General features: G+C 73.7%; 19 protein-coding genes. 7 read left to right on the top strand and 12 right to left on the bottom strand.

The window, feature by feature from the left end:
* Nucleotides 1–11: 11 nt before the first annotated feature.
* On the bottom strand, nucleotides 12–1,340 hold the full coding sequence (locus tag ABT014_RS17270; protein WP_350639598.1) for a GlnX family signal transduction membrane protein: 1,329 nt from the start codon (nucleotides 1,338–1,340) through the stop codon (nucleotides 12–14).
* A 293-nt stretch (nucleotides 1,341–1,633) separates the two neighbouring features.
* Here ABT014_RS17270 and ABT014_RS17265 point away from each other — a divergent pair, with 293 nt between their 5' ends.
* Nucleotides 1,634–2,206, top strand: coding sequence for a nucleosidase (locus tag ABT014_RS17265; protein WP_350639597.1), 573 nt, complete (start codon nucleotides 1,634–1,636; stop codon nucleotides 2,204–2,206).
* Between the two features lie 48 nt (nucleotides 2,207–2,254).
* On the opposite strand, the gene ABT014_RS17260 is transcribed toward ABT014_RS17265, so the two are convergent.
* Nucleotides 2,255–2,677 carry a hypothetical protein gene (locus tag ABT014_RS17260; RefSeq protein ID WP_350639596.1) on the bottom strand — a complete coding sequence of 141 codons (423 nt, stop codon included), beginning with the start codon at nucleotides 2,675–2,677 and terminating at the stop codon, nucleotides 2,255–2,257.
* 193 nt (nucleotides 2,678–2,870) lie between these two features.
* Nucleotides 2,871–3,476, bottom strand: a complete 606-nt coding sequence (locus tag ABT014_RS17255) for a cysteine hydrolase family protein (protein WP_350639595.1) — start codon at nucleotides 3,474–3,476, stop codon at nucleotides 2,871–2,873.
* A gap of 71 nt (nucleotides 3,477–3,547) precedes the next feature.
* Here ABT014_RS17255 and ABT014_RS17250 point away from each other — a divergent pair, with 71 nt between their 5' ends.
* A complete protein-coding gene (locus ABT014_RS17250; protein ID WP_350639594.1) occupies nucleotides 3,548–4,510 on the top strand; it encodes a GlxA family transcriptional regulator in 963 nt (320 codons plus the stop codon).
* Nucleotides 4,511–4,637: 127 nt separating this feature from the next.
* Here ABT014_RS17250 and ABT014_RS17245 read toward each other — a convergent pair whose 3' ends face one another.
* The 7 genes from ABT014_RS17245 to ABT014_RS17215 form a co-directional block, all read right to left on the bottom strand.
* Complete coding sequence (locus tag ABT014_RS17245) at nucleotides 4,638–5,654, bottom strand: N-acetylglucosamine kinase (protein WP_350639593.1); 1,017 nt, start codon at nucleotides 5,652–5,654, stop codon at nucleotides 4,638–4,640.
* 38 nt (nucleotides 5,655–5,692) lie between these two features.
* The gene (locus ABT014_RS17240) at nucleotides 5,693–6,973 is read right to left on the bottom strand and encodes a 6-phospho-beta-glucosidase (protein WP_350639645.1); all 1,281 of its coding nucleotides are present in this window, start codon (nucleotides 6,971–6,973) and stop codon (nucleotides 5,693–5,695) included.
* Between the two features lie 8 nt (nucleotides 6,974–6,981).
* On the bottom strand, nucleotides 6,982–7,872 hold the full coding sequence (locus ABT014_RS17235; RefSeq protein ID WP_350639592.1) for a carbohydrate ABC transporter permease: 891 nt from the start codon (nucleotides 7,870–7,872) through the stop codon (nucleotides 6,982–6,984).
* Between the two features lie 3 nt (nucleotides 7,873–7,875).
* Nucleotides 7,876–8,832, bottom strand: coding sequence for a carbohydrate ABC transporter permease (locus ABT014_RS17230; RefSeq protein WP_350639591.1), 957 nt, complete (start codon nucleotides 8,830–8,832; stop codon nucleotides 7,876–7,878).
* A 6-nt stretch (nucleotides 8,833–8,838) separates the two neighbouring features.
* Complete coding sequence (locus ABT014_RS17225) at nucleotides 8,839–10,188, bottom strand: extracellular solute-binding protein (protein WP_350639590.1); 1,350 nt, start codon at nucleotides 10,186–10,188, stop codon at nucleotides 8,839–8,841.
* Nucleotides 10,189–10,381: 193 nt separating this feature from the next.
* On the bottom strand, nucleotides 10,382–11,545 hold the full coding sequence (locus ABT014_RS17220; RefSeq protein WP_350639643.1) for an ROK family transcriptional regulator: 1,164 nt from the start codon (nucleotides 11,543–11,545) through the stop codon (nucleotides 10,382–10,384).
* Nucleotides 11,546–11,802: 257 nt separating this feature from the next.
* Nucleotides 11,803–12,945: a mechanosensitive ion channel family protein gene (locus ABT014_RS17215; protein WP_502895004.1), complete on the bottom strand. Its 1,143-nt coding sequence runs from the start codon at nucleotides 12,943–12,945 to the stop codon at nucleotides 11,803–11,805.
* Between the two features lie 359 nt (nucleotides 12,946–13,304).
* Between ABT014_RS17215 and ABT014_RS17210 the strand changes: the two genes are divergently transcribed.
* On the top strand, nucleotides 13,305–13,937 hold the full coding sequence (locus ABT014_RS17210) for an HNH endonuclease (RefSeq protein ID WP_350639588.1): 633 nt from the start codon (nucleotides 13,305–13,307) through the stop codon (nucleotides 13,935–13,937).
* Nucleotides 13,938–14,034: 97 nt separating this feature from the next.
* Here ABT014_RS17210 and ABT014_RS17205 read toward each other — a convergent pair whose 3' ends face one another.
* Nucleotides 14,035–17,802 carry a beta-N-acetylglucosaminidase domain-containing protein gene (locus ABT014_RS17205; protein ID WP_350639587.1) on the bottom strand — a complete coding sequence of 1,256 codons (3,768 nt, stop codon included), beginning with the start codon at nucleotides 17,800–17,802 and terminating at the stop codon, nucleotides 14,035–14,037.
* A gap of 369 nt (nucleotides 17,803–18,171) precedes the next feature.
* On the opposite strand from ABT014_RS17205, the gene malQ reads away from it, so the two are divergent.
* Both malQ and ABT014_RS17195 read left to right on the top strand, forming a co-directional pair.
* Nucleotides 18,172–20,271 carry a 4-alpha-glucanotransferase gene (gene malQ / locus ABT014_RS17200; RefSeq protein WP_350639642.1) on the top strand — a complete coding sequence of 700 codons (2,100 nt, stop codon included), beginning with the start codon at nucleotides 18,172–18,174 and terminating at the stop codon, nucleotides 20,269–20,271.
* A 21-nt stretch (nucleotides 20,272–20,292) separates the two neighbouring features.
* On the top strand, nucleotides 20,293–20,523 hold the full coding sequence (locus ABT014_RS17195; RefSeq protein WP_502894998.1) for a hypothetical protein: 231 nt from the start codon (nucleotides 20,293–20,295) through the stop codon (nucleotides 20,521–20,523).
* 88 nt (nucleotides 20,524–20,611) lie between these two features.
* Here ABT014_RS17195 and pepN read toward each other — a convergent pair whose 3' ends face one another.
* Complete coding sequence (pepN, locus tag ABT014_RS17190; RefSeq protein WP_350639585.1) at nucleotides 20,612–23,203, bottom strand: aminopeptidase N; 2,592 nt, start codon at nucleotides 23,201–23,203, stop codon at nucleotides 20,612–20,614.
* Between the two features lie 302 nt (nucleotides 23,204–23,505).
* Between pepN and ABT014_RS17185 the strand changes: the two genes are divergently transcribed.
* Together ABT014_RS17185 and ABT014_RS17180 are read left to right on the top strand one after the other, a co-directional pair.
* Nucleotides 23,506–24,702 (top strand): ROK family transcriptional regulator, encoded by a 1,197-nt coding sequence (locus ABT014_RS17185; RefSeq protein ID WP_350639584.1) that lies wholly within the window; start codon nucleotides 23,506–23,508, stop codon nucleotides 24,700–24,702.
* 188 nt (nucleotides 24,703–24,890) lie between these two features.
* On the top strand, nucleotides 24,891–25,985 hold the full coding sequence (locus ABT014_RS17180; RefSeq protein WP_350639583.1) for a sugar ABC transporter substrate-binding protein: 1,095 nt from the start codon (nucleotides 24,891–24,893) through the stop codon (nucleotides 25,983–25,985).
* Nucleotides 25,986–26,121: the final 136 nt, after the last annotated feature.

Raw genomic sequence — 26,121 nt, 5'->3', positions numbered from 1 at the left:
CCCCACCCCCTCTAGCGGTAGTCGGCCAGTCGGCGGCCGATCCCCCGGACCACGCCCGCGGCGGACAGCACGGCGAGCACCGCCGCGCCCGCCGCCAGCACCTCCAGGCCGCCGTCCACCCCGTCGGCGGCGGCCTTGAACCGGGCCCGTTCGACCGTCGCGGCCTGGCCCAACTGCTGCTCCAGCGCGGCGAACGCGGCCTCCGCGGTGTCGTTCTTCCCCGCCCCCACGGTGCCCTGCAGCGCGGCGTCGTAGTCGCCCGCGGCCTCCTTGTCGGCCGCCTGCTTGTGCCGGTCGCTCCAGGTCGCGAACTGCTTGCGGGCCTCGGTGACCGATCCGGCCGCGTCCCGCGGTGCGAGCCGCTCGGCGCGCGCCAGCGAGCCCTCCGCCGGGCCCTTCGCGCCGGCGGCGGCCCCGCCGAGCGCACCGGTGACCTCGCTCCAGCGGGTGGTGTAGGTGTCGCTCGACCCGCGGTCGACCAGGTTCAGGTTCTCCGCCGCGTGCGCCTGGAGCGCCTCGGTCCTGGCGTCGTCGAGCGCCCGCAGCGGTTCGGCGCCGGCCGTCCGGCTCTCCGCCAGCGAGTCGCCGGCCGCCAGCCCGCCGCCCAGCAGCCACACCAGCGCGGCCAGCAGTGCGGCCGTCGCGCCGACCAGCCCGGGGCTGAACACCCGGTTGGTGCGCCGGAACAGCCGCAGCTGGTACGCGCCGAGGGCGGCCAGCGCGAGCAGCCCGAGCGCGAACGCCGCCCAGGGCGCCGACTCGGCCCGCCCGTAGTCCTGGTCCAGCTGCGCGGATTCGGCGCTGACCAGCCGCTGCGCGTTCGGCAGCATGGTGTCCTGCATCAGCGCGGAGGCGTACCGCAGGTAGGCGCCGCCGAGCGGCAGGCCCTGCCGGTCGTTGGCCCGGGCGGTCTCCACCAGGCCCGCGTACTGCGGGAGTTGCTGGTTGAGCTCGGCGATCCAGCGCTGCGCCTCGGCGGAGGAGCTGGCCCGGGCGGCGGCCTGCGCCAGCAGCCGGGCCGCCGTGGTCAGGTCGTCCTGGTAGCGCTGCCGGACGGCCGCCGGTTCGTTGCCCGCGAGCAGGAACCCGGATGCGGCGGTGGTGTCCGCGTCCGCCAGCGAGCGGTAGATCTCGGCCGCGTCCTGGCTCAACGGGCCGCTGCTGGAGGCCACCTGGCCGGCCGCGCTCGCGCGCGTGCCGACCTGCCAGGCCGTCACGGCGCCGAACAGCAGGACCAGCGCCGCCAGCACCGCGCCGGCCAGCCGGAGCTGCCCCGGCGGGCTGTCGAGCGCGCGTCCCAGGAAGGCGCGCCCGCTGCGGACCACCCCCCGTGCGGGCACCGCCGCTGCGGGCACCGCAGCCCCCGCGGACGCCCGTTCCCCCGTGATCACTGGTGTCGCCACCGCCCCGCCCTCCCCTGTGGCCGCCCCTGGTCCGGGGTTCGGCCCGATGCCAGCAGTATGGCCGCGGACACCGACGAGCACACGTGACTTGCGCCGGACTTGAGCATCGGGCCGCTGCGCCCACCGCCCGTACCGGGACGTTCCGTTCCCCATCGACGCCGTGCGCACCGCGCCCGGTTCCACCCCCGTGCCATCGGCCCTCCCGCGGCCTGCCCCGTAGCATGGGGGCCATGCGTCTGATCGGTACCGTCACCCCTGGCCTCCCGCTCCTCGTCGTCGCCGTCGAGGAGGAGTCGGCCTACCTGGACGGCCGCTTCCCCGTCCTGCTGACCGGTATGGGGAAGATCAACGCGACCGCCGCCCTGGCCACCGTGCTGGCCGGCGGCGACCGGCCGTCCGAGATCGTCAACCTCGGTACGGCCGGTGCGCTGCGCTCCGGCTGGGCCGGTACCCACCTGGTCTCCCGGGTGCTCCAGCACGACCTGGACAGCCGGGTGCTGAACCTGCTGACCGGCCGCACCTTCGGCGGGCCGATCGAGCTCGGCCCGGAGCCGGGCCCGGTGCTGGCCACCGGCGACCTCTTCGTCTCCGACCCCGAGGCCCGCGACCGGCTGGCGCGGAGCGCCGACCTGGTCGACATGGAGGGCTACGCCCTGGCCACCGTGGCCGTGCGCGCCGGGGTGCCGATCCGGCTGGTCAAGCACGTCAGCGACGAGGCCGGCGAGGGCGCCGCCCGGACCTGGCGCGAGTCGGTGGACGGCTGCGCCAAGATCCTCGCGGACTGGGTGCACACCCGGCTCTGATCCCGCTCACCCGGCTCCGATCCCGCGCCGCCGGCCGGCCCGGCCGGCTCAGACCGCGATCTGCTCGCCGGTCAGGCCCGGGACGAACTGGTCCAGCTCGGTGCGCCAGTAGCGGGCGACGTTCAGCCGGGTCGGCTTCGCCTCGCCCGGGAACTGGAAGCGCAGCGAGCTCCACAGCGTCCGCCGGCGCACGTCGCTGACCAGGCCGCGGGCCTGCTCCAGCGGGATGACGTGGACGAGCTCCTTCGGCCGGTTGGCCAGCCGGCCGGCCCGGTGCACCACGACCACCCGCTCGGTCAGCGTGACGAAGTAGTACTTCACGAAGAGCTGGCCGATCAGACCCAGCTCGTTCATGATCCAGGGGCTGGGCCCGGTGATGGTGTGGAAGGTCACCACCGGACGGTCGTTGGGCTCGATCGCCGCGATCGCCTGGGCGACCTGCTCCTGCATGGTGGACTTGAGAATCGCCATCTGGCGCGCGCTCCTGGGCCGTCGGCGCACCGCTGGTGGTGCTGCTCGGAGCGGGGACAGTACCGGTGATCGAACACCGGTCTCAACGGCCAAAGCGGGGCATCTCGACGGAACTTCGAATATTCATCTGATCGATACCGACCCCCCTCTCGTCATCGCGCCCCACCTCCGGACCTGCCCCGGCCGGCCACCGTCAGGACGCCGGCTTCGCCGCCGCGGCCAGCAGCTCCGCGGTGCCGACCACCTTGGCGAACCGCATGGTGTGCAGCGCGGCCGCGGTGGCCCGGGACAGCTCGGCGGCGGGCACGGTCACCCCGTCCGGCCCGGCCATCGCGAAGGTGTGCATCGCGTCGATCGGGAAGACCACGTCGTAGCCGAGGTTGCCGCCCATCCGCGCGGTGGTCTCGTTGCACACGTTGGTCATGATCCCGATCGTGACCAGCTGGGTGGCGCCGCGCGCCTGGAGCCAGGCGTGCAGGTCGGGGGTGCCGTAGAAGGCGCTGTTGACCGTCTTGGTGACGTGCAGGTCCCAGGCGGCGCCGGCCACCACCGGCTTCAGCTCGTACCCGGGGGTGCCCGGGGTGAGCGGCCCGTCCGTCGAGCGGTGCTGCACCATCACGACCGGCCGGCCGGTCTCCTGCCACGCCGCCAGGACGGCGCCGATCCGCTCCTCGGCCTCGGGGTTGTCCCGCTCGCCCCAGTACTCCCGGTCGTCGAAGCCCTGCTGGACGTCGATCACCACCAGGACGGCGTCGGCGGCGAGTTCGAGCGGGGCGTTGAATGCGCTGGTGTTCGTCATGGCTCCATCCTGGGGTCGGCCGGCGGGCCGCCGTGAGCGGCAGCAATGCCTGTCATCGATACAATCCCGCCATGCACACCGTGGGCTGCCCGATCTTCGACGGAGTACGCGCCTTCGACTACGCCGTGATCGGCGAGGTCTGGTCGAACCGGCTCTCCCAACCCGGGCTGCCCGTCTTCGACCTGCGGGTCTGCGGCCCGGACGAGCGGCCGGTCCGGCTCGGCGGCGGCCTGGAGCGGCGCCCGGACACCGACTTCACCGGCCTGCTCGACTGCGACCTGGTGGTCGTCCCCGGCATCACCGACCCGGACGCCCCCGCCGACCCCCGGCTGCTGGACGTGCTGCGCACCGCGCACGCCCGCGGCATCCCGGTCGCCTCGCTGTGCGCCGGCGCCTTCGTGCTCGCCGAGGCCGGCCTGCTGGACGGCCGCCGGGCCACCACCCACTGGTGGCTCGCCGCCGAACTCGCCCGCCGCCACCCGGCGGTGACGGTCGACCCGGAGGTGCTCTTCACCGGCGACGGCCAGGTCTGGACCTCGGCCGGGGTGGCCGCGGGGATCGACCTCTGCCTGCACCTGGTGCGCTCCGCACACGGTCAGCAGACCGCCGCGACCATCGCCCGGGCCATGGTCACCGCCCCCTTCCGGGCCGGCGGCCAGGCCCAGTTCATCCCCTCCCCGGTGCCGGCGGCCGGCCCGGCCGACCCGCTCGGCGCCGTCCGCGCGGCCGTCCTCGCGGAACTCGACACCCCCTGGACGGTGGCCCGGATGGCCCGGCTCGCCCTGATGTCGGAGCGCACCTTCGCCCGCCGGTTCGTCGGGGCCACCGGCACGTCCCCGCTGCGCTGGCTGCTGGAGCAGCGGGTGCTGGCCGCCCAGCGCCTGCTGGAGGAGAGCGACCTGCCGGTGGACGAGGTCGCCACCCGCTGCGGCTTCGGCTCCGCGGTCTCGCTGCGCCCGGTCTTCACCCGCCGGGTCGGCGTCGCGCCCCGCGAGTACCGGCGGGCCTTCCGGGGCCGTGGCGGGCCCCACTGAGAGCCGGTCGGCGGCCCGACCGTGGAACGTGCCCGCCGCCGGGGCCGGTGGGGTGTGCGGACCCCGGTGGCCCCGGCGGCGGGGGATCAGGTGGCGCGGGGCCGGGCGGTGGCCGCCCGGCCGGCGCTCAGGCGGCGACCGGGCTGCTGGTCGGGTAGGCGTCCCGCAACCGCTGCTGGGCCTCGGGGCCCGCGCCGAGGTGGTCGAGGCCGAGCAGGGCGGCGCCGAGCACCGGCGGGGCGACCACGATCCGGGTCTCGGCCAGCGGCGCGGCCGCGGCCAGCCGGGCCGTCAGGTTGTCGATCAGCAGCCGGTGGCGGGCGGCCAGCACGCCGCCGCCGAGCACCACGGGCGTCGGCTCGCCGAGCAGGTCGAGCCGGGTCAGCGCGACCACGGCCAGCCGGGCGATCTCGTCCGCCTGGCGGTCGATCAGCATCAGCGCCGTCGGGTCGCCCTGCTCCGCGGTGGCGAACAGCACCCGGACGATCTCGTGCAGCCGCCCGCGGTCCAGCCGGCCCAGGTGCATCGCCTCGGCGACCGCGGTGGTGCTGGGCAGGCCGAAGTGGGCGGCGATGGCCCCGGCCAGCGCGGTCGGGCCGCCGCGGCCGTCCTCGGCCCGGGTGGCGTGCCACATCGACTCGGCGGCCAGCCCGCCGCCGCCGCCCCAGTCGCCGGTGAGGTGGCCGAGCGCCGGGAAGCGGGCGGTCCGCCCGTCCGGCAGCAGCCCGACGCAGTTGATCCCGGCGCCGCAGACCACCGCGACCCCGCGCGGGCCGTCGGTGCCGGCCCGCAGCAGGCCGAAGGTGTCGTTGGCGACGTGGCTGGTCAGCCCCCAGGGGCGGGCCGCCAGCGCGGCCTGCAACTGCTGCTCCTCGATCGGCAGGTCGGCGTTGGCCAGGCAGGCGCTGACGTGGCCGGTGAGCACCCGGCCCGGTCTCAGCCCGGCCTGCCGCGCGGCCTCCTCGACCAGCGGGGCGAGGCCCGCGACGGCCTGCTCGGCGCCGTCCAGCTGCGGCTGGAAGCCGCCGCCGCGGGCCGAGCCGAGCACGGCGCCCTCGACCGACACCAGGGCCACGTCGGTCTTGCTGTTCCCGGCGTCGATCGCGAGCACGCCGTCGAGCTGCGCCGGCTGTTGACGGTCCATCGGTTCCCCCCACGACGGTGCACGGTGGTCGTTCACGCTCACGCCCAGCTCAGGTGGGTGCGGTTGTGGGCGATCAGCCGGTCGGTCAGCCGGTCGGCGAGGTCCAGCTGGCCGACCAGCGGGTGGGCCAGCAGGGCGTCGAAGACCCGCTCCCGGCCACCCTTGAGCGCGGCCTCCAGGGCCAGCTGCTCGTACGCGGTGACGCCGGCGATCAGGCCGGCGTAGAGCGGCTCGACCGGCCGCTGCGGCAGCGGCCGGACCCCGCCCGGGCCGACCTCGGCCGGCACCTCGATCACCGCGTCGTCCGGCAGGAACGGCAGCACGCCGTCGTTGCGGGTGTTCACCACCTGCACGCCGGTGGCGCCGCCGGTGCCGAGCAGGGCGGAGATCAGCTGCACGGCGGCCTCCGAGTAGAACGCCCCGCCGCGCTTGCCGAGCAGCTCCGGCTTGGTGTCCAGGGCCGGGTCGGCGTACATCTCCAGCAGCTGCCGCTCGATCTCGGCGACCTCGGCGGCGCGCGAACCCTTGCTGCGCAGCTCCTCCACCACCTGGTCGTGCTGGTAGAAGTAGCGCAGGTAGTAGGAGGGGACCACGCCGAGCCGGCGGATCACCGGCAGCGGCAGGTGGAGGTCCTCGGCGATCTGCTCGCCGAAGCCGTCCAGCAGTTCGGGCAGCACCTCCCGGCCGCCGGCGGCGCCCGGGGCGTCGAGCAGCGTGACGCCGCGCTCCCAGGTCAGGTGGTTGAGCCCGACGTGGTCCAGGCGGACCAGCTCGGGGTCGACGCCCAGGTGGGCGGCGAACTTGCGCTGGAAGCCGATCGCCACGTTGCACAGGCCGACCGCCTTGTGCCCGGCGGTCTGCAGCGCCCGGGTGACGATGCCGACCGGGTTGGTGAAGTCGACGATCCAGGCGTCCGGGTTGGCCAGCCGGACCTGCTCGGCGATGTCCAGCACCACCGGGACGGTGCGCAGCGCCTTCGCCAGGCCGCCGGCGCCGGTGGTCTCCTGGCCGACGCAGCCGCACTCCAGCGGCCAGGTCTCGTCCTCGTTGCGGGCGGCCTGTCCGCCGACCCGCAGCTGGAGCAGGACGGCGTCCGCGCCCTGGACCCCGGCGGCGACCTCGGTGGCGGTGCTCACCCGGGCGCCGTGGCCCTGGCGGGCGAAGATCCGGCGGGCCAGCCCGGCGATCAGCTCCAGCCGGTCGGCGGCCGGGTCGACCAGCACCAGTTCGGCGATCGGGAGGGTGTCCCGCAGCCGGGCGAAGCCGTCGATCAGCTCCGGGGTGTACGTGGAACCGCCGCCGACGATTGCCAACTTCAGTGCGGACATCAGCCCTTGACCCCTGTCAGTGTCACGCCTTCGATGAAGGCCTTCTGCGCGAAGAAGAACAGCACGAGCACCGGAGCCGTCACGAGCAGCGTGGCTGCCATGGTGAGGTTCCAGTTGGTGTGGTGGGCGCCCTTGAACGACTCCAGGCCGTAGCTGAGCGTCCAGGCGCCCGCGTTCTCGCTGGAGTAGATCTGCGGGCCGAAGTAGTCGTTCCAGCAGTAGAAGAACTGGAACAGCGCCACCGCCGCGATGGCGGGCTTCGCCATCGGGAGGACCACCCGCAGCAGGGTCCGCAGATCGCCGCAGCCGTCGATCCGGGCGGCCTCCAGGTACTCCTTGGGGATGGTCAGCAGGAACTGCCGGAGCAGGAAGATGGAGAAGGCGTCGCCGAAAGCCATCGGGATGATCAGCGGCCAGAGCGAGCCGGTCAGGTGCAGCTGCTTGGCCCAGAACAGGTACATCGGGATGACCGTGACCTGGGGCGGCAGCATCATCATCGCGATGACCGCCATCAGCGCCAGGTTGCGGCCGCGGAAGCGGAACTTGGCGAGCGCGTAGGCGACCGGGACGCTGGAGACGACGGTCAGCAGGGTGCCCGCGCCGGCGTACAGCAGGGTGTTGCGCCACCAGCTCAGGAACCCGGGGGTCTGCCAGACCTTGGCGTAGTTGCCCCAGTGCCACTCGGTGGGCCACAGGTCGGCGGTGAGCGCCTGCCGGTCCGACATCACCGAGGTGAGCAGCACGAACACGAACGGCAGCAGGAAGAACAGCGCGGCGGCGATGGCGAGCGAGTGCACGGCCACCCAGTGCAGGGCGGCGCGGCGCCGGGCCACCTTGGCGGCGGCGGAGGAGGCCCGGACGGGCAGGCGCACGGCGGAAGTGAGGGTCATGGCTCAGTCCTCGTTGATGAAGCCGGACTTGCGGCGCAGCAGCAGCGACGTGAAGGCCATCGAGATGGCGAACAGGATCACGGCGACCACGCAGGCGGAGCCGGTGTCGAAGCGCTGGAAGCCGAGGTTGTAGACCATCTGCGGCAGGGTCCAGGTGGAGCCGTGCGGGTAGCCGGGCTCGAACTGCTGGCCGGAGCCGCCGATGACGCCGCTGGCGACCTTCCCGGCCACGATCGCCTGGGTGTAGTACTGCATGGTCTGGATCACGCCGGTGACCACGGCGAACATGACGATCGGCGAGATGTTGGGGAAGGTGACGTACCGGAACCGCTGCCAGGGGCCGGCGCCGTCCAGCTCGGCGGCCTCGTACTGCTCCTTGGGGACGTCCAGCAGGGCGGCCATGAAGATCACCATCAGGTCGCCGACGCCCCACATGGCGAGCATGGTCAGGGCCGGCTTGGACCAACTGGGGTCGGTGAACCAGCCCGGCTGCGGCAGGCCCAGCTCGCCCAGCAGGTGGTTGACCGGCCCGGTGCCGGGGTTGAGCAGGAAGGCGAAGGCCATCGTGGCGGCCACCGGCGGGGCGAGGTACGGCAGGTAGAACGCGGTCCGGAAGAAGCCGACGCCGCTGCGCACCTTGGTGATCAGCAGGCCGATGCCGAGCCCGAAGGCCACCCGCAGGGTGACCATCACCAGGACCAGCCAGAGCGTGTTCCCCAGGCCGGTCCAGAACGACGGGTAGTGGTTGAGGACGTAGTCCCAGTTCTTCAGCCCGTTGAAGGTCGGGGCCGTGAAGCCGTCGTACTTCATGAAGGAGAAGTAGACGGTGGAGACCAGCGGGTAGGCGAAGAAGACGCCGAAGCCGATCAGCCAGGGGGAGAGGAAGGCCAGGGTGCGGGCCGTCTCCCGGCGGCGCTTGGTGCGCAGCGCCGCCGGGACGGGGGTGTCAGCGAGTGCCATGGCGGGTCACTTCGCCTGCTGGACGGCCGCGTCGATCTCCTTGGCCGTGGCGGCCAGCCCGGCCTTGAGGTCGCTCTGCCGGCCGGACTCGAACTCGTAGCCGAGGTTCTGCATGGACACCTGGTAGGCGCCGCCGTTGATGCTGGCGGGCGTGGTGTTGGAGTGCGGGTTCTTCGCGATGTCGATGAAGGTGCGGAAGTTGGCGTCGGCGTCCAGCTTCGGCGAGTCGAGGGCGGCGAAGGTGCTGGGCACGTTGTGGATCGCGTTGGCGAAGCTGACCACCGCGTCGGTGTCGGTGGTCAGGTACTTGACCAGCTCCCAGGAGGCGGTCTGCTTCTTGCTGGTCCTGGCGATGCCGACGATGGTGCCGGTCTGGTAGCCGCGGCCGTAGCTCGCGGCCTGGTCGTCCGGCACCGGGAAGGGCGCGGTGGCCCACTCGAACTCCGGCTTGTCCTCGGCCAGCGAGGCGGTGCGCCACTCGCCGTCGATGGACATCGCCACCTGGCCGGTGGTGAAGGGGTTCTTGGCGCTGAACTCGTCGCCGAAGCCGGTGCGGTACTTCTCCAGCTTGTCGAACCCGCCCAGCTTGTCGACCAGGCCCTTCTGCCAGGTGTACATCGCGGCGACCTTGGGGTCGGTGGCGATGTCGGACGTGCCGTCCGCCGCGAAGTAGCCGGGGCCGTACTGGCCGAGGAAGTGGCTGGGGGTGGACTCGTAGCCGTGGTAGTTCGGCATGAAGCCGAGCTGCTTGTAGCCGTCGCCGTCGGCCTGGGTCAGCTTGACGGCGTCCGCCTCGAACTCGCCGAAGGTCTTCGGCGGCGCGGTGATCCCGGCCGCGGCGAACGCGGTCTTGTTGTAGTACAGGCCGTAGGCGTCGCCGAGCAGCGGCAGCGAGCACTGGTTGCCCTGGAACTGGCTGTACTGGAGCATCGCGGCCGGGAAGGTCTTGGCCGGGTCGATGCCGTCCTTCTGCAGCATCGGCTTGAGGTCCGCCCAGACCCCGGCCGAGCAGAACTTGCCGACGTTGTCGGTGGTGAAGGAGGAGACCACGTCCGGGGCCTCGTCGCCGCCGGCCCGCAGCGCCTGCTCGCTCTTGTCGTCGGCGATGTTGCCGACCACCTTGACGTGGATGTTCGGGTGCAGCTTCTCGAAGGCGGCCACGTTGTCGGCGATCGCCTTGACCTCGTTGTCCTGGCTCCAGCCGTGCCAGAAGGTGATGGTCACGTCCTGGCCGGCGGCCGAACCGTCCTGGCCGCCACCGGAGTTGGTGCCGGTGCAGGCAGTGGCCAGCAGGGCCAGGCAGGCGGTGCCGGTCAGGGCGGCGAGCGCGCGGTGCGTTCTGCGGGTGGTGTCCACTGGTGGGTTCTCCTGGAGGTACGGGGGCAGGCGGCATGGCCCGTCGGCCCGTGCGTGGGGGTGCCTTCGGTGGTTCTGGAGGGTGCCGCGGGCCCCGGGGGGCGCCGCGGCGGCTGCGGCTGCACGGCTCGGTACGGCGGTGCGGGTGCGGGACGCGGGTGCGGTGGCACGGTTCGGTGGCGGGCGCTCGGCTTCAGTGGGTCGTGAAGGCGGCGTCCCGGGCGGTGGCCAGGGCGCGTTGCAGCGCGCCCTGCAGGACGGGGGAGCCGGGCACGGTGCTGGAGCGCACCTCCGGCCGGGGGATGGAGATCCGGGCCAGCGACTCCTGGACCAGCTCGCGCAGCCGCTCGCCGCCGGCGGTCGGGATGCCGCCGGCGAGCACCAGCAGCTCCGGATCGACCACCGCGACGATGGCCGCCAGCCCGACCGCGAGCCGGTCGGCCAGGACGGCGAGGAACTCCTCGCCGGCGCCGGGGGTCGCCAGCGCCCGCTCGATCGCCTCCTCGGCGGTCCCGGCGGTCAGCCCGTGCTCGCGGGCCAGCGCCAGGACGGCGGGGGCGCCGGCCAGCTCCTGGAAGCCGCCGGAGTTCTTGCGCCGGACGTCGTGGACGACCGGCGAGCCGGGCACCGGCATGTAGCCGACCTCGCCCGCACCGCCGGTGAAGCCGCGGTGCAGCCGTCCGGCGATCACGATCGCGGCGCCGATGCCCTCCTCGGCCCAGAGCAGGACGAAGTCCTCGCTGCCCAGGGCGGCGCCGAAGGCCTGCTCGGCGATGGCGGCCAGGTTGACGTCGTTCTCGATGGTGACCGGGGCCCCGATCGCCTCCGCCAGCTCCGCGACCAGCCGCGGCGAGTGCCAGCCAGGCAGGTGGGAGGCGTAGCGCAGCCGGTCGGTGGCCGGGTCCAGCGCGCCGCCGATGCCGATCACGGCCTGGTGCAGGCTGCCCTCGGCGAGCCCGGCCTGCGCGAGGGTCGCGGCGACCGCCCCGGCCACCCGCTGCACGGTCTCCGCGGCCGGCCAGCCCCTGGTCGGCACCTGCTGCTCGGCCAGCGTGCCGCCGGTGATGTCCGCGACGGCGACCCGGACGTGGGTGGTGGTCACGTCCAGCCCGGCCACGTACCCGGCGGCCGGGTTGACCTGGTACAGCTGCGCGTTCGGGCCGGGGCCGCCGGCCGTGGTGCCGACCGGGACGACCAGTCCGGCCGCCTCCAGCCGGGCCAGCAGCTGGGAGGCGGTCGGCTTGGAGAGACCGGTCAGGGTGCCGATCTGGGTGCGGGAGAGGGGGCCGTTGGCCAGCAGGAGTTCCAGGGCGGCGCGGTCGTTGATGGCGCGCAGCAGGCTGGGGGTGCCGGCCAGCGGCGAGCGGGAGCGGGTGTTGTCGGTCACGGTCCGATCCTCCTCTGCCGGCGGGGTGCGGTGGTGCGGGGGGTGACGGAAGTGTCGTTGCCCGGTGAACTGTTAGGAAAGTTTCCAATTCCTTGGGAAGGACCGTAGATCCCGGCCCCGGGGGGTGTCAATGGCCGTGCCGGGCGAGGATGCCGAAGCGTTACCGGACATGCCCGGAGCCCCGCCCCCCACCAGGGGGAACGGGGCTCCGCAGGTCGTGCTCCGGGTCAGCCGGCGGCCGGCCCGGCGCCGTCCGCCGGCAGCGGGATCGGCTTGGTGGCCAGCGAGCGGGCCGAGCCGGGGTCGGCCAGCACCGACGGCGGCAGGATCTCCACCCCGGTGGCGGGCGCCGCCACCGCGGCCGGCACCGCCGGGGTCTCCTCCTTGAGCTTGACGCCCGCGAGGTCGAAGGCCGCCTTCAGCCGCAGCCGCAGGGTCCGCGAGACCAGCGCGGCGTTGCCCGGGGAGCAGCGCGCCTCCAGCCGCAGCACCACCGAGTCCGCCGCCACCGACTCCACGCCCAGCACCTTGACCCGGCCCCAGATCAGCTCGTCGAACGGGGACTCCTTGGTCAGCTGCTCGGCGGTCTCGGTGATCAGCGCCTCCACCCGCTCCAGGTCCTCCCGGTAGCCCACCTGCACGTCCACGGCGGCGGTCGCCCAGCCCTGGCTCATGTTGGCGATCCGCTTGACCTCGCCGTTGCGGATGTACCAGATCTCGCCGCCGGTGCCGCGCAGCTTGGTCACCCGCAGCCCCACCTCCAGCACGGTGCCGCTGGCCACGCCGGTGTCGATCTCGTCCCCGACGCCGTACTGGTCCTCCATGATCATGAAGACCCCGGACAGGAAGTCGGTCACCAGGTTGCGCGCGCCGAAGCCGATCGCCACCCCGGCCACCCCGGCACTGGCCAGCAGCGGCGCCAGGTTCACCCCGAGCGCGGAGAGCACCATCAGCGCCGCCGTCCCCAGAATGGTGAACGAGGCCACGCTGCGCAGCACCGACCCGATCGCCTCCGAGCGCTGCTGGCGGCGCTCGGTGTTGACCATCCCGCTGTTGGCCAGCAGCCCGCCGAGCCGGCTCAGCTCCGCCTCGGCCTCCGAGGGCCGCCCCATCCGCGCTATCAGCTTGTCGATCAGCTTGCGCACCATCGCCCGCAGCACCAGGGCCAGCAGCACGATGAACAGGATCCGCAGCGCACCCTCGACCCAGCCCTGCCAGTTCGCGTCCAGCCAGCTCGCGGCCTGTCTGGTGGTGCTGCTCACCTGGTCCGTACTGGTCGGCAGGGTGAAGTTCAGCGGGGGGGACGAGGGGGAGGGGGAGGGGGTCGCGTCAGCGAGCAGGCTGACCGGGGCGGACCGAACCACGTGCAGGGCTTCCTTCCGGGGGGAGCTGTGAGCGGCCGCCCGGTCGGGGCGGACCGTCCCGGCAACCCTAGCGGCCGCCGACCACCCGGACGGACCCGCCGTCAGCGCCCCCGGAGCCACCGGCACGCCGCTCACCAGGCACGCCGGGTGCAGCGGACCCGCCGTCCGGGCATATCGGGTATGACGGATCGCACATCGACCCACCTGGAGAGCGGCACTGTCCGTTTCCGAACGATCTGTTAGGCAGGAAATGGTGGCGCCGTACGAAGACGTAAGGCGACACTGGGGGAGATCGCGCTCAAAATGCGCGATCGCCCGCTCGTCCCGGCGCGAGCCACGCGCCGCAGGCGTCCAAGGAGGCCTCCGTGCCGCATGTCCTGGTCCTCAACGCGTCCTACGAGCCACTCGGCGTCGTATCGATGCGCCGCGCACTCATCCTGGTCCTCAGTCACAAGGCGGTCTGCCTGGAGGATTCCGGAATCACTCTGCACAGCGCCACCAGCGCCGTTCCGGCGCCGTCCGTCGTCCGACTGACCCGGTTCGTCCGGGTCCCCTACCGCGGGCCCGTCCCGCTCACCCGCCGCGCACTGTTCGCCCGTGACCACGGGCGCTGCGTCTACTGCGGGGCCGCCGCCACCAGCGTCGACCACGTCATCCCGCGCAGCCGGGGCGGCCAGCACCGGTGGGACAACGTGGTCGCGGCCTGCCGCCGCTGCAACCACACCAAGGCCGACCGTCACCTGACGGAACTCGGCTGGCGGATGAAGCACCCCCCGGCCGCACCGAGCGGCCTCGCCTGGCGGGTGATCGGCACCGGGATCAAGGACCCGCGCTGGCGCCCCTACCTGGAGCCGTACGGCGGCCTCGACCAGCTGCACCAGCAGCTGAGCGGCTTCGAGCACCACGACCATACCGAGACCGGGGGCGTCCTGCCGGGCCCGCACGGCCGGTCCCGCCCCATCCGCCGCGGAGAGCAGCCCGAGCCGCTCTCCGCCTGACAGACAAGGGCCTGCCCGACACATCCTTCGGTGAGCCTCATGGGCCGCCTGTGCACCCCCAGCGGGAGCGCAGGCGGCCCGCCGTCGTCCCCGGGCGCTACGGCGTGACCGCGTACGCCTCCACGCTCCACAGCGAGTACCCGTAGGCGGTCGCCCTGGTCACCCCCTGCACCCGCAGGTACTGGGTGTCCGGCGCGTCGAAGCGCACCGTCTCGGTGCCGCCGGTGCCGTCCTCGACGGTGGCGACGGTGGTCCAGCTGACCCCGTCCGCGGAGGTCTGCAGCCGGTACGCCGAGGCGTACGCCTCCTGCCAGTGCAGCACCGCCGAACCCAGGCGCACCTTCTGCGGCAGCCGGATCTGCACCCAGGCGTCGTCCGCCGGCTTGGCCGCCCAGCGGGTCTTCGGGTCGCCGTCGTTGACGGCCGAGGCGCTCTGGCCGGCGGCCGCGTCGCCCGAGGAGGCGGCGGTGCCGCTCCTGGCCAGGTCCGGGCCCCCGGTCGGCGGCACCACGTGGACCGTGAGCACCTGCCGCACCGTCAGCGTCCCCGAGGTGAAGGTGACCGGCACCTGGTACGTACCCGAAGGGGTGGTCGCGGCCGCGGAGACCAGCAGCGGAGCGCCGACCTTCGCCCCGCGCGGGACGGTGACGGACGCCGCCGGGGTGACCGTCAGCCCCTTCGCCTCGGCCGGCACCTCGGCCTTCAGCTGCCCGGTCGCGCCCTCCGGCCGGCCCGCCTCCAGCACCGCCTTGGCCTGCGCCGGGGTCGCCTGCCCGGCCACCACGTCCAGCGGTGCGGCGGGCAGGCTCATCCGGGCCGCCGGCACGTCCGCGTACCAGGGGATGATCTGGTTGACCACCGGCGCGTCGCCGCCGGCCGCCCAGACCAGCCGGATCGCCTCGGCCGCGCCGCCGCCGGCCGCCAGCTCGTTGTACCCGGGGTTCACCGGGCCGATCGGCACCCAGCTGCCGTCCGGGCGGCGCACCTCCGCGCTCGCGGTGGCCCGGACGGTCGGGTCGGTCAGCACCGTCACCCGGTCCAGCGGGCGCGGTGCGCCCAGCTCGACGGTGAGCGGTGCGGTGCTGCTGGACGGCACCGCGGCCGCCCGCCAGGCGGTGTCCGGGTCGCCGTCCAGCACCGCGGCGGGCGAGGAGCCGGGCGCGGCCGGTGGCGCGCTGACCGACGCCGGGCTGTCGCCGGGCGCCGCCACGCTGAACTCGCGGATCGCCACCGCGGTCTTCTGGCTCCCGGTGGCCCGCAGCCGCACCGCCTTCACCGAGGTGCCGGCGGGCACGTCCACCGAGATGCTCGGCTGGTTGTGCACCTTGGCCAGCTGGTGCCAGCCCCCGGAGCCGGTGGAGTACTCCAGCACCGCGTCGTGCAGGTAGTCGCCGGCCGCGGCGGCCGCGTCCGGGCCGCTGCCCCAGGAGCCCATCAGGACGGTCACCTGACCGACCGGCCGGGCGGTGCCCAGGTCGAGGCCGACGGTGTCGCCCGGCTGCGGCGGGCCCGCGCTCCAGTAGAAGGTGCCGGCGTCACCGTCGGCCATCAGCGCGGGCACGTGGTCGTGCGCACTGCCGAAGGTGCTGCCGGCCGTGACCCCACCGGCCGTCAGGCCGGACCAGGTGTCGGCGGACTGCACGGCCCGCTCCAGGAAGCCGTCCAGCACGTCCGCGCCCACCGTCACCGGGCTGCCGTCCAGCTGCTCGCGCAGGCTGCGCAGCCGCACCCGGGCGTCCCAGGCGGCCTGGCCGTCGCCGCCGCGCTGCGCCAGCAGCATGTCGACGGCGGCCTGCCCGGCCTGGCCGTAGGCGGCGAGCTTGGTCAGCCACGGGCCGGTCTCCGGCCCGATCGGGTCGTCGCCCAGGGTCTGCGGGGCGGCGGCCATGGTGCGGAAGGCGTCCCGGAGCGGGCCCGCGGCCTCGGTCAGCCGGGCCAGGTCGGGCGCGTTGCCGGCGCTCGGTTCCAGCGCGGCCCAGAAGTGGTCCAGCAGCGGCAGCAGGTAGCCCGACTCCTGGCGCGACAGCGGGGAGGAGGAGTTGTTGCCGGCCAGCGCGGTCAGCGCGGCCAGCTCGGCGTCGTTCGCGGCCAGCGCGTGCAGGGCCGAGCGCCAGGAGTCCAGCGGCTGGTAGCCGTCCGGCTGCCAGCCGAAGTCCGCGGCGGTGGCCAGCGGGATCCGGGAGGCCACCGGCTGGCTCATCGCGGCGGTCAGCAGCACCGCCGAGCGCTTGGCCACCTCCGGGTCGCGGCCCGCGTAGCCGCCCAGGTAGAGCCGCTCCGGGGTGGAGTCGTTCACCGGGTAGTTGTCCATGGTGACCAGCGGGTGGCCGAACAGCCCCGCGGTCTCCTCGAACTGGCCGCCGGTCACCTTCGCCGGGATCGCCGCACCGCCGCTCCAGGCGATCTGGACGTCCGGCGGCAGCGCCGCCGCCAGCGCCGTCCGGTACGGGGTGGCGCCCTGTTTCTGGTACTCCGTCGGCATCACCGACAGCGGCGCCGTCTCGGGGTGCCGGGCCAGCCGGTCGCGGACCTTGCCCACCAGCGCGGCCTGCGCCTTGGCGGCGGCCGCGGGCCCGGTGCCGTACGCCTTCCGGTCGGCGCCGCAGTGCCACTCGTCGTAGCTCACGTCGAGGAACTGCAGCTGGAAGGCGTTGAAACCGATCCCGCGCAGCGTCTCCAGCTTGTCCAGCAGCGCGTCCAGGTCCTTGCCGGAGCTGTAGCAGAACGACTGGCCGGGGTCGATCGCGTAGCCCAGCGTGACGTGGTTGGCCCGGGCCCGGGCGCCGAGTTCGCGCAGCTCCGCCAGCTGCGCGGCCGGGTAGGCCTCGCGCCAGCGCGACAGCCGGTAGGGGTCGCCGCCCGGGGCGTAGAGGAAGAAGTTCTGCTTGGTGCGGCCGAGGAAGTCGATCTGCGCGAGCCGCTCGTCCGCGCTCCACGGGGTGCCGTAGAAGCTCTCGGCGGTGCCGCGGACGGCGGCGCCGCTCGGCCAGTCGCGGATCGTCAGGCCCGGGAAGCCCTTCGCGCCCTCGCCCTGGCCCTGGCCGGGGGAGAGCGGCGAGAGCAGCTGGCGCAGGCTCTGCGCGGCGTAGAAGGTGCCCGCGCCGTCGACCCCGGACAGCACCACCGCGCCGTAGCTGCCGCCGCCGGCGGCGGGCAGCTGGCCGGCCGCCAGCACGTAGCCGCCGGCCGGGAGTCCGGCGGCGCTCGGCTGCTCGGTGCCGCCGGCCGCGGCCAGGTCGTGCAGCAGCCGGTCCGCCTGCTGGCCCGGGCCGCCGACGTAGACCACCAGCGCGCCCGCGGTCGGGGCGGGGGCCTCCGGCGCCGGGGTGACCTCGGTGGCCCCGGCGCTGCCGAGGATCTGCCGGACGGCGTCCAGCGCGGCGCCGTCCGCGCCGTCGCCGGTGACCAGGGTGACGGCCTGCGGCACGCCGACCGGGCGGCCGGCCGCCCGGAGCTGCTGCGGGCGGGGGTACACCTGCGGGTCGGCCAGCGAGCCGAGCGGGGTGACCTGCGCCGGGGCGCTCACGGTGTGCTGGTCGCCGGCCGGTGCGGCGTACCCGGGCGGCGCGCTGATCAGCAGCCCGCCGACCACCGCGGCGGCCGAGAGGGTGGCGGCCAGCTGGAGCGCGCTGCTGCGGCGGCCGGCCTTGCGCTCGGCCCGGACCGAGGCGAGCAGCGGGGTGGTGCCCTTGATGTCGGCGATGAAGCGGTCGGCGGCCTTCGGCGCCAGCTGGCGCGCGGTCCGGGCGGCCGTCCGCCGGGCGGTCAGCGCGGCCGGGTGCCACAGCACCTCGCGCAGGGCCGGGCTGTGCTCGATCCGGTGCCTCAGCCGCCGTCCCGCCGCCTCAGAAACGCGCGCCTGCACAGGAGCCTCCTCGCACCGAAAGCGCAGCTCACCGACCCCGCCGCCGCGGATCACCGAACTGCCGCACCACCCTTGACCCGCCTCGCCGCCACAGCCCACCAGTTGCCCGGGGCGGTGTCAACGCCGCTGGCACGTATGTCTGATATATCCGAAAAGCGGTAAGCGCCGGCCCGTCCGCCGGTCCCGCGGACCCGACCCGGCGTCAGGGCGCGCACCGGCCCGCGCCCGTCGCCCGTGTCGGTCGGGGTCGCGGGCCCCCGGGACGGGTAGGACTGTGGCTGTTCACCATTGGGTGCCCTCCAGACCTCAGGGAGCCGCAGCGTGGCCGCATTCCTGGACCGTGACGAGACCGGCAGCAACGGGCAGCAGGTGCCCGCCGAGGACAGTCCGGCACCGCCGCCGGACCTGGTCGCGCTGGCGCACGCGTACGGGGTGGACAGCACCTACGACCCGGGCAGCGGCCCGGTGCCGGTGGCGCCGGACACGCTGGTGGCGGTGCTGGCCGCGCTCGGCGTGGACGCCGCCGGGCCGGAGTCGGTCCGCGCCGAGCTGGAGCGCCACCGTGCCGAGCAGGCCGCCCGGTTGCTCCCGCCGTGCATCGTGGCCCGGGCCGGCCGCCGCACCGCGCTGGACGTGCCGGCCGCCGCGGTGCTGAGCGTCGAGCTGGAGGACGGCGGCAGCTGGACCCTCCCCACCGGCCACTCGCACTGGCTGCCCGCCGACCTCCCGCTCGGCCGGCACCGCCTCACCGCCCGGCTGGGCGGGCGCACCGGCAGCGCCGCGCTGATCGTGGCGCCGCAGCGGGTGCCGGAGCCGACCGGCCGCGGCTGGGGCTTCCTCGCCCAGCTGTACTCGGTGTTCTCCGAACGCTCCTGGGGCATGGGCGACCTGGGTGACCTCACCGAGCTGGTGCAGTGGGCCGGCAACGACCTGGGCGCCGCCTTCGTCCAGCTCAACCCCTTGCACGCCGGCCTGCCCGGCGCCCCCTCCGACCCCTCCCCCTACCGCCCGTCCTCCCGGCGCTTCGCCGACCCGGTGCACCTGCGGATCGAGGCGGTGCCCGAGTGCGCCTACGCCGATCTCGGCGAACTCCCGCGCCGGGCCCGGCACCTGCGCGACGAGGTGCTGCGGCACGACGGCCTGATCGACCGGGACGCGGTCTGGGCGCTGAAGCGGCAGGCACTGGAGATCCTGCACCGGGTGCCCCGCGGCGCCGGCCGCGACGCCGCCTACCGGGCCTTCGTCGCCCGCGAGGGCGCATGGCTGGAGCAGTACGCCACCTGGTGCGCGCTGGCCGAGGTGCACGGGAGCGACCGGCACCACTGGCCGAAGGGCCTGCGCCACCCCGACAGCCCCCATGTCCGGCTGGTCGCGCAGGAGTTGGCCGACCGGGTGGAGTTCCACCGCTGGCTCGCCTGGCTGGTCGACGAGCAACTCGGCGGCGCCCAGCGGGCCGCCGAGCAGGCCGGGATGGGCGTCGGCCTGATCCACGACCTGGCGATCGGCGTGCACCCGGACGGCGCGGACGCCTGGGCGCTCCAGGACGTGCTGGCCGAGGGCATCTCGGTCGGCGCCCCGCCGGACGCCTTCAACGCGCACGGCCAGGACTGGGGCCTGCCGCCCTGGCGCCCCGACGCCCTCGCCGAGGCCGGCTACGCGCCGTACGCGGAGCTGCTGCGCGCCGCCGCCCGGCACGCCGGCGCGATCCGGATCGACCACGTGATGGGCCTGTTCCGGCTCTGGTGGGTGCCGGCCGGGCAGCCGCCGACCCGGGGCGCGTACGTCCGCTACGACGCGGAGGCGATGCTCGGGGTGCTGGCGCTGGAGGCGCACCGGGCCGGGACCGCGGTGATCGGCGAGGACCTGGGCACGGTCGAGCCGGGGGTGCGCGAGGAGCTGACGGACCGTGGCGTCCTCGGGACCTCGGTGCTCTGGTTCGAGCGGGACTGGCAGGACAAGGGCGCGATCCTGCCCCCGGAGCGCTGGCGCTCCGGCTGCCTGGCCACCCTGACCACGCACGACCTGCCGAGCACCGCGGCCCGCCTGAGCGGCGAGCACGTCGAGCTGCGCCACCGGCTGGGGCTGCTGGCCCGCCCGCTGGGCGAGGAGCAGGCCGAGGCGGCGGCCGAGCTGACCGAGTGGCACGCCGAGCTGGTCCGGATCGGGCGGCTCGCGGCCGAGGACGGCCTGAGCGCGGAGGCCCTCTACGGCTTCCTGCTGGCCACCCCGGCCGAGCTGGTCGGCGTCTGGCTGCCGGACGCGGTGGGCGACCCGCGCCCGCAGAACCTGCCCGGCACCTGGGACCAGTACCCGAACTGGCGGCTGCCGGTGGCGGACGCCGCCGGGAGGCCGGTGACCCTCGAACAGCTGGCCGCCGCCCCGGGCACCGCCCGGCTCGCCGCGGCGATGGCCGGGCGCGGCGCGGCGGGCGGTACCGGAAGGCCCACCCCGGCGCGCGGGGGCAGGTAGGCGGCCGGTACCGTGGAAAACGTGGACAAGAGGAACGCTTTGCGCGCTGGTGCGGTCTCCGCAGCGGCCACGCTGATGATGCTGATGTCGTCGCCCGCCATGGCACTGATCCGGGACGACGGTGACGACCCGGGCCAGGGGCTGACCGTCGCGCAGACCCTGGGTCTGTTCGTCGGGATCCCGGTCCTGTCGTTCGTCGTGATCGCGGGCCTGTGCATGCTCTCCGCCCGCCGCACGAGTTCCGGCAAGTAGCGGCCCGACCGCCCCGCCGCAGCACTGCACGAGAACGGCCCCCGTCACCTCCTCCGAGGTGACGGGGGCCGTCGCGTTCCGTCGGCCGTCAGTGGCCGAGGGCCCGGGCACCCGCCGCGCGGTCGGCCTCCTGGGCCTTCAGCGCGCGCTCGATGCCCGCCCGCGACTCCACGACCTGGCGGCGCAGCGCCGGCGCCGGGTCGGCCGAGGCCAGCCAGGCGTCGGTGGCGTCCAGGGTGGCCTGCTCGACCTGGTAGGCCGGGTACAGGCCGACGATGATCTGCTGCGAGATCTCGTGGCTGCGGGTCTCGTAGATCCCCTTGACCGCCGCGAAGTAGCGGGCGGCGTACGGGGCGAGCAGCTCCCGCTGGTCGGACTGCTGGAAGCCGCCGATGACGGCCTCCTGGACGTAGTTGGTCAGCTCGTCCGACTCCACCACCGAGGCCCAGGCCTCGGCCTTGGCCGCCGCGGTCGGGCGCGCGGCCCGGCAGCTGGCGGCGTGCTCCTGGCCGGCCGCGGTGTTGTCGCGGGCCAGCTCGGCCTCGACCGCCTTGTCGTCCGCGCGGCCGGTGGCCACCAGCCGGCCGAGCAGCGTCCAGCGCAGCTCGGTGTCGACGGCCAGGCCGTCCAGCACGGTGGAGCCGTCCAGCAGCGCGGCGAGCAGGGCGAGCTGCTCGTCGGAGCGGGCGACGGAGGCCAGCGTCCGGGCCCAGGCCAGCTGGTGGTCGCCGCCAGGGGCGGCGGCGCGCAGCTGCTCCTCGGCGGCGGCGGCCCAGCGGGTCAGGCCCTGCTCGCGCCAGGCCGGGTCGGCGTAGGCGTCCAGGGCCAGCTTGACCTGGCGCTGCACCGACTGGACCACGCCGATGTCGGACTCCCGGCCGAGGCCGGAGAGCGCGAGCTCCAGGTAGTCGCGGGCGGCCAGCTCGCCGTCGCGGGTCATGTCCCAGGCGGAGGCCCAGCACAGCGCGCGCGGCAGCGAGTCGGTGAAGTCGCCCAGGTGCCCGGTGACCACGGCCAGCGAGGCCTCGTCCAGGCGGACCTTGGCGTAGGAGAGGTCGTCGTCGTTGAGCAGCAGCACGGCGGGCTTGGGGCGCCCGGCCAGCTGCGGCACCTCGGTGCGAGCGCCGACCACGTCGAGCTCGATCCGGTCGGTGCGCACCAGCTTGCCGTCCTGCAGCTCGTACGCGCCGATGGCGATCCGGTGCGGGCGCAGCACGGCCTCGCCCTTGGCGCCGGCGGGCAGCGCCGGGGCCTCCTGGAGCACCGCGAAGGAGCGGATCGTGCCGTCCTCGGCCAGCTCCAGCTCGGGGCGCAGGATGTTGATGCCGGCCGTCTCCAGCCACGCCTTGGACCAGGTCCTGAGGTCCCGGCCGCTGGCCTTCTCCAGCGCGCCGAGCAGGTCGCCGAGGCGGGTGTTGCCCCAGGCGTGCTGCTTGAAGTAGGCGCGCACGCCCTCGAAGAAGGCGTCCTGGCCGACGTAGGCGACCAGCTGCTTGAGCACCGAGGCGCCCTTGGCGTAGGTGATCCCGTCGAAGTTGACCTGGACGTCCTCCAGGTCGTTGATCTCCGCCATGATCGGGTGGGTGGACGGCAGCTGGTCCTGCCGGTACGCCCAGGTCTTCATCTGGTTGGCGAAGGTGGTCCAGGAGCCGGGCCAGCGCGAGCCGGGCGCCTCGGCCTGGCAGACCGCCTCGGCGAAGGTCGCGAACGACTCGTTCAGCCAGAGGTCGTTCCACCACTCCATGGTGACCAGGTCGCCGAACCACATGTGGGCCAGCTCGTGCAGGATCGTGGCGGCGCGGGCCTCGTAGGAGGCGTCGGTGACCTTGGAGCGGAACACGTACTGGTCGCGCAGGGTGACCGCGCCCGCGTTCTCCATCGCGCCGGCGTTGAACTCCGGCACGAAGAGCTGGTCGTACTTGGCGAACGGGTAGGCGAAGTCGAACTTCTCCTGGAAGTAGTCGAAGCCCTGCCGGGTGACCTCGAAGATCGCGTCCGCGTCCAGGAACTCGCGCAGCGAGGGGCGGCAGTAGACGCCGAGCGGCACCCGCTGGTCGCCGTTGGTGTACTCGTCGAACACGCCGACGTACGGGCCGGCCACCAGCGCGGTGATGTACGAGGAGATCCGCGGGGTGGGCTCGAAGGCCCAGACCTGGGTGTCGCCCTCGCCGGTCGGGGTCGGGGTGGGGGAGTTGGAGACCACGACCCAGCCGCGCGGGGCGGTGACGGTGAAGGTGAACGGGGCCTTCAGGTCGGGCTGCTCGAAGCTGGCGAAGACGCGGCGGGCGTCCGGCACCTCGAACTGGGTGTAGAGGTAGGTCTCGCCGTCCACCGGGTCGACGAAGCGGTGCAGGCCCTCGCCGGTGTTGGTGTAGGCGCAGTCGGCGACCACCCGCAGCTCGTTCTGCGCCTCCAGGCCCGGCAGCGCGATCCGGCTGTCGGCGAAGTTCGCCAGGTCCAGCGACCGGCCGTTCAGCACGATCTCGGACACGCTCGGGGCGACCAGGTCGATGAAGCTGTCGGCGCCCGGCGTCGTGGCGGAGAACCGGACCACGGTGGTGGACCGGAACGTGCCTCCCGCCCGGGCGGTGCCCAGGTCGAGATCGATCTCGTACGCGTCCACGTGCAGGAGCTGGGCCCGGGTACGGGCCTCCTCACGGGTCAAGTTGGTGCCAGGCACTCGCAGGACTCCTTTGTCAGGCTCGGATGCACAGGCATCCTCCCACGACCGGTCCGGCGTGGACCTGCGTATATCGGGGGGTGGCCGCGGTGCGGGCGCAGGTTTCAGAACGGTCCCGGTTGGAGCTTGACCCGGCGGTGGGCGGCGGCTGAGCCTAGAGTTCAGAAGTTGAAGCTGAACAGTTGGTTGAGGGATCAACACCGTGAGGTGACGATCACCGACGCCACCGGAGCTCCGCCGCAAAGGCGCGGCAGGGGCGGGGACGGTCGAGTCCCCGTGCCCTGGGAGGGTGAATCATGTCGATGGACACACCGGGATCGCAGTCCTCGTTGCACCGGGCCAATCTCGAACGGGTGCTGCGCGCGGTGCGGATGGCCGGCTCGCTCACCCAGGCCGAGATCGCTCGGGGCACGGGGCTGTCGGCCGCCACGGTGTCCAACATCGTCCGGGAGCTCAAGGAGAGCGGCACCGTCGTGGTCGCCGACACCTCCTCGGGCGGGCGCCGGGCACGCAGCGTCTCGCTCAGCGGGGACGCCGGGATCGTGGTCGGGGTGGACTTCGGCCACACCCACCTGCGGGTCGCGGTGGGCAACCTCGCGCACCGGGTGCTCGCCGAGGAGAGCGAGCCGATCGACGTGGACGTCTCGGCGCAGCAGGGCTTCGACCGGGCCGAGGCGCTGGTGGACCGGCTGCTCGCGCAGGCCGGGTTCCGCGCGGACAAGGTGATCGGCGTCGGCCTCGGCGTGCCCGGACCGATCGACCTGGAGACCGGGGCGCTCGGCTCCACCGCGATCCTGCCCGGCTGGACCGGCATCGCCCCCGGCAAGGAGCTCTCCCAGCGCCTCGGCATGGAGGTGTACGTCGACAACGACGCCAACCTCGGCGCGCTGGGCGAGCTGGTCTGGGGCGCCGGGCGCGGCCTGAGCGACCTGGCGTACATCAAGGTGGCCAGCGGTGTCGGCTCCGGGCTGGTGATAAACGGTCAGATCTACCGGGGCCCGGGCGGCACCGCCGGCGAGATCGGCCACATCACCCTGGACGAGGCCGGGCCGGTCTGCCGCTGCGGCAACCGCGGCTGCCTGGAGACCTTCGTCGGCTCCCGCTACCTGCTCAACCTCTTGAACGCCAACCACCCGGGGGAGCTGTCCCTGACCAAGGTCGTGCAGCTGGCCCAGCAGGGCGATCTCGGCTGCCGGCGGGTGATCGCGGACGCCGGCCGGCAGATCGGGATGGGCGTGGCGACCCTGTGCAACCTGCTCAACCCGCGCCGGATCATCCTCGGCGGGGACCTGGCGGAAGCCGGTGAGCTGGTGCTTTCCCCGATCCGGGACTCGGTGGCCCGGTACGCGATCCCCAGCGCCGCCCGGCAGTTGTCGGTGGTTCCGGGCACTCTCGGCGGCCGTGCGGAGGTGCTGGGAGCGCTGGCGCTGGTGATGAGCGAGATGGGCGAATCGGGCGCAATCCGGCATACCGGCGTTGCCGCCGCCGCCCAGGGCTGACCCGGCGACAGAGGTGGCGCCGGGGCCTGCGCCCGCCGCATGGTCTCGGCTTCGCCTTCAGGAAGATAACGAAAGGGTTCGAATCTTCGTCCTTCCGGTTTTACTTATTGACGACAAGCGGACGATCCAGGTTGACTCCCTTCCACCTCGCCGCAACGTTGCGGCTCTGTCAGGGAGGCACCCCCACCATGAACGCAATGATGCGTCGCGCTGTCATCGGTACCGCCGCGGTTTCGATGGCCCTCTCCATGGCCGCCTGTGGCAAGGCCGGCAGTGACAAGAAGGACAGCGCCGCGTCCGGCGACACCAAGTCGATCGGCCTGCTGCTCCCCGAGAACGCCTCGTCGACCCGCTACGAGTCCTTCGACAAGCCCTTCATCGAGGCCAAGGTCAAGGCTCTCTGCGCCGACTGCAACGTCAAGTACAGCAACGCCGAGGGTTCCGCCGCCAAGCAGAAGCAGCAGTTCGACACGCTGATCGCCCAGGGTGTGAAGGTCATCATCCTGGACGCGTTCGACGCCAAGTCGACCCAGTCCTGGGTCAAGGAGGCGGCCGACAAGGGCGTCAAGGTCATCGCGTACGACCGCCTGGCCACCGGCCCGGTCTCCGCGTACGTCTCGTTCGACAACGAGAAGGTCGGCGAGCTCCAGGGCCAGGCCCTGGTCGACGCCCTGGGTGCCAAGGCCGCCGACGCCAACATCGTCATGATCAACGGTGACGAGGCCGACCCGAACGCCGCGAAGTTCAAGTCGGGCGCCCACAAGGTCCTCGACGGCAAGGTCAAGAAGGTCGTCTACGAGCAGTCCGGTGAGTGGAAGCCCACCGTCGCGGGCCAGAAGGTCGGCGCCGCCATCACCCAGCTCGGCAAGGACGGCTTCCAGGCGGTCTACTCCGCCAACGACGGCATGGCCGCCGCGATCATCACCCAGCTCAAGGGCGCGGGCATCACCGTCCCGGTCGGCGGCCAGGACGCCGGTCTCGACGCGATCCAGCGCCTGGTCTCGGGCGACCAGGCCTACACCATCTACAAGGCCTACAAGCCGCTCGCCGACTCGGCCGCCGAGCTCGCCGTCGACCTGCTGCAGGGCAAGGACATCAAGTCCGTCGCCTCCGCCAGCATCGACAGCGACACCGACAAGGGCATCCCGGCCAAGCTGCTCGACCCGAAGGTCGTCACCAAGGCCAACATCCAGGACACCGTGATCGCCGACGGCCTCTACAAGGCCGCCGACATCTGCACCGGCGACTACGCCGCCGCCTGCGCCACGGCCGGCCTGAAGTAATCCCCAGCGGGCGACGCCCTCCCACCCGGGAGGGCGTCGCCCGCCCTGGCGCGGCGTGCGGACACCCCCGCCTCCCGTGGTGGAGGCGGGCCGCCGTGCCCCCAAACCTTTTCGCACTACCCTTCGCGCCCGGGTC

Source organism: Kitasatospora sp. NPDC094015 (genome assembly GCF_040304075.1).
Lineage (GTDB): Bacteria > Actinomycetota > Actinomycetes > Streptomycetales > Streptomycetaceae > Kitasatospora.
Note: the sequence above shows the minus strand (reverse complement) of the source record. Positions and strands in the feature narration are given on the sequence as shown.